Below are 3,036 nucleotides of genomic sequence, written 5' to 3' on the forward strand. Positions count from 1 at the left end.
AAGGCCGGTGAGCATCCCGCCGAGAACGACCGCCAGGACACCGAGCAGCGCTGTCGTCCCGCCGTAGTACCGGCCGGCCTCGGTCCCCCGCAGCGGGAGCTCCATGATGTCGAAGGCGGTGATGGTCGCCCAGGTCATGACCGAACCGACGATGGCCGTGGCACCGGCGACGAGCACGAGCAGGCCCCCGAGCAGCCCCACCAGCCGCTCCCCGGCATGTGCGGGGTCACCTGCCGTGGCGCCCGTACCGCCCGTGTAGCCCGCCGGCCCCCCACCCGTCTCCCCCGGACGGGCGCCGACCGGAGCGCCCCACAGGAAGCCCGGCTCGGCGCCGCCGTCCGGNCTCGGCGCCGCCGTCCGGTGGCCCGGCTTTACCCGGGCCGTTCGCGGCGTTACCCGCGGCGGGGCGCGCCCACGACAGGGACCCGGGCGCCGGTGGTGCGCCACTGGTGTCCCGGCCACCGGCGTCCGGTCCGCGGTAACCGGGCGGCCGGGCCCATCGTGGATCAGCCGTCAGCGCGTGCGCCGCACGTCGTTCGGCACGCCACCGGCGCAGCCGCTCCAACTCGCCGTCCACACTGTCCGTGTTGTCCGTTATACCTGTTTTATCCGTCCTGATCGTGTTACCTGTGTTGTCCGCGTTGCCCCGGCCGTCTCCACCGATCGGCTGGGGCCGCGGGNNNNGGCTGGGGCCGCGGGCCAGCACCGTCGGCTGGGCCGCTCACCCGACCCTTGGACGGATCCGTGCCGGCCTCCACATGGGCCCGATCCTCCCCGGCCTGCCCGCCCGGTCCCCAGAGTTGCTCCTCCGACCGCCAGATCTGCTCCTCCGGCTCCTGGGCCGCCCCCATCGGCTCCCGGAGCCGGGATCCAGCCGGTGGCCCAGCCCCCGCGAGGGCCCCAGGCACGGAAAGAGGATCGGCGCGCTGCCCTCGGCTCCGTGCCGGCCCGGAGATCCGGGCCTCCGGCAACGCGAGAAAAGCATCATCGCGCTGCCTTCGGCCAGGGGAGCCCGCGTCCGCCACAGGCTCGACCGCCNTCGACCGCCGAGCGCGCCCGCGGGCTCGGTTCCTGCTCGGACACGTCTTCCTCCTGTTTCTGTCCGACCGACGGTCACCCGGCTCCAACTGGCCGGGGGTCTGGCCCTGCAGGCCGACCGGATCCGGCACCCGGGATTCGGCGCGCGTGGCGCCGGCCGGCACCTGCCCGGCTCGTGACGTCTTGTCCTCCGTCACTCCTGGTCGTATCACGCGGTCGGACGGCGCGCGCGGTCACTTCCGCCTCCTGGGACACAATCACGCCCGGTGGAACCCAGTTCCACCGGGCACGGTTTCCGCGGGGGTTCCCGCGGGCACAGACGATCATGCTGACGCTTCGGTTCGGCCGGTCGGCCAGGCCGGACCCGGCGCGGTCATCCGCCATGACGGCCACGCCGCAGCAGCCAACCGCCGACAAGCGCGAGCAACCCGGCCACCAGGGTCAGGACCAGCCCCGACGCGGGAGCGACGCTGATCTGGTTGGCGGCGAGGGTCCGGAAGGACGACAGCGAGGCCGGCCCGGCGACCAGATCCATGACGGCGAACACGGCGACTCCCGCTCCCAGCAGCGTCGCCACCGCGGCGTCCGTGCCGCCCGGGCGGCGGCCGGACACATGCGCCGCACCGATCACCAGCAGGACAACCGCCACCATCAGGGTGATTCTTCCATCACCAACCGTCAGACCGGTGAACGTACGGGTCTCCTCGCCATCACTGACCGTGCTCCAGGGCAGGGTGGCGGCAATCCCGCCGAGGCCGCCGGCGACGGTCAGGAGCACACCGGCGAACCGGCCACCGACGCCGGGTTCCGCATCGATGCCGGGTTCCGGCTCCACGGGCGAACGCGGACGCGAGCCGCGCGGACCCGCGCCGTGCGCGGATCGCGCGGCTTTCACGGGCCGCGCGGCCTGCGAAGGCTGGGAAGGCTGCGCCTCTTCGGACGGCTGATCGTCCAGCGTGCCCCCACGCAGTACGCCGCTGCCAGGCGGGCGGCCGGCGGGCGGCCCTTCCTCGGGCGGGTCGCCGCCGGGGCGGCCGGCGGCAGGCTCGGCGGACCCGGGCGCCGGAGGCCGCCCCGAGGAAGTGTCACGCGGTGTGACGCGCAGCGGGGAAAGCACGACCGTGGAGTCGGAATCGGAACGGGAGCCGGTGCCGCCGGTCTCCGGCCGAGATTCGCGCCGCCCTGGTGGTGCCTGGCGGCTGAAATACCCGGTCGTGCCCGCGGTGGCGGCGGTCGGGTAGCTCGACCGCGGTTCGTCGCCGGGCCGTGCCGTCGTCCCGGTCGACCCGCTGGCTTCGCTCCCCGCCGCGGCCGCCTGGCCGGTCAGTGACCGCCGACGGATCCGCGACGTCTGCTCCCATGGCGCCGGGTCGTCCCCCGGCAACGGCACCGGAACGTCCGGCGTGGGAGACGCCGGAGCCAGACCACCGTGGTTTCCATGCTGGCTGCGCTGACTGTCGGTGTTGTCACGCCCGGGTGGCTGCTCCGGCGTGTCCGGCTGCGCGGGCCGCGGCTGCCACGGACGGTCATCCGTCACCGCCGGCCGGGCGGCACCCCGGTCTTCGGGCAGGGGCCCGCGTGGCTGTGGCTGCGCCTGCCCCGGACCCGCCGGCGCCCGCGACGGTGCCGGGGTGGGAGGCGCCGCACCCACAACCGGCGGTTGCGACGACCCGGCGAACGGCTGCGACGACCCGGCAGACGGCTGCGACGACGCTGTCGGCGGCTGCGGGGGCCTGGCCGATGACTGCGACAACCCGGCCGACGGCGGGGCAGAAGCGGCCGACGACTGTGCCGGCCCGACTGGCGGTTGCGAGGGCCTGCCAGAAGGCTGCGGCGACACGGCCGACGGCTGTGCGGACGCGGCTGGCGACTGCGGGGGCACGGCTGGCGACTGCGGCCGTGCGGCCAGTGGCTGTGACCGGGCGGGCGTGGAGCGGGCAGCCGGCCGTGCCTCGGGCGAACTCTCCGACGACTGCGGGCCTGGCCGCTCAGGGCCTG

Annotated in this window: 2 protein-coding genes and 1 pseudogene; 1 reads left to right on the forward strand and 2 read right to left on the reverse strand. The window is 75.1% G+C overall.

The annotated features are described in order from the left end of the window. Together FrCorBMG51_RS09155 and FrCorBMG51_RS24940 are read right to left on the reverse strand one after the other, a co-directional pair. Positions 1-201 (reverse strand): annotated as a pseudogene (locus FrCorBMG51_RS09155) (hypothetical protein); the annotation flags it as partial. A gap of 1,210 nt (positions 202-1,411) precedes the next feature. Then, positions 1,412-2,575 (reverse strand): hypothetical protein, encoded by a 1,164-nt coding sequence (locus tag FrCorBMG51_RS24940; RefSeq protein WP_052914503.1) that lies wholly within the window; start codon positions 2,573-2,575, stop codon positions 1,412-1,414. A 94-nt stretch (positions 2,576-2,669) separates the two neighbouring features. On the opposite strand from FrCorBMG51_RS24940, the gene FrCorBMG51_RS30950 reads away from it, so the two are divergent. After that, the coding region (locus tag FrCorBMG51_RS30950) for a hypothetical protein (protein WP_476742136.1) at positions 2,670-3,036 on the forward strand (367 nt) is incomplete at its 3' end.

It is taken from the genome of Protofrankia coriariae, assembly GCF_001017755.1.
GTDB classification, from domain to species: domain Bacteria; phylum Actinomycetota; class Actinomycetes; order Frankiales; family Frankiaceae; genus Protofrankia; species Protofrankia coriariae.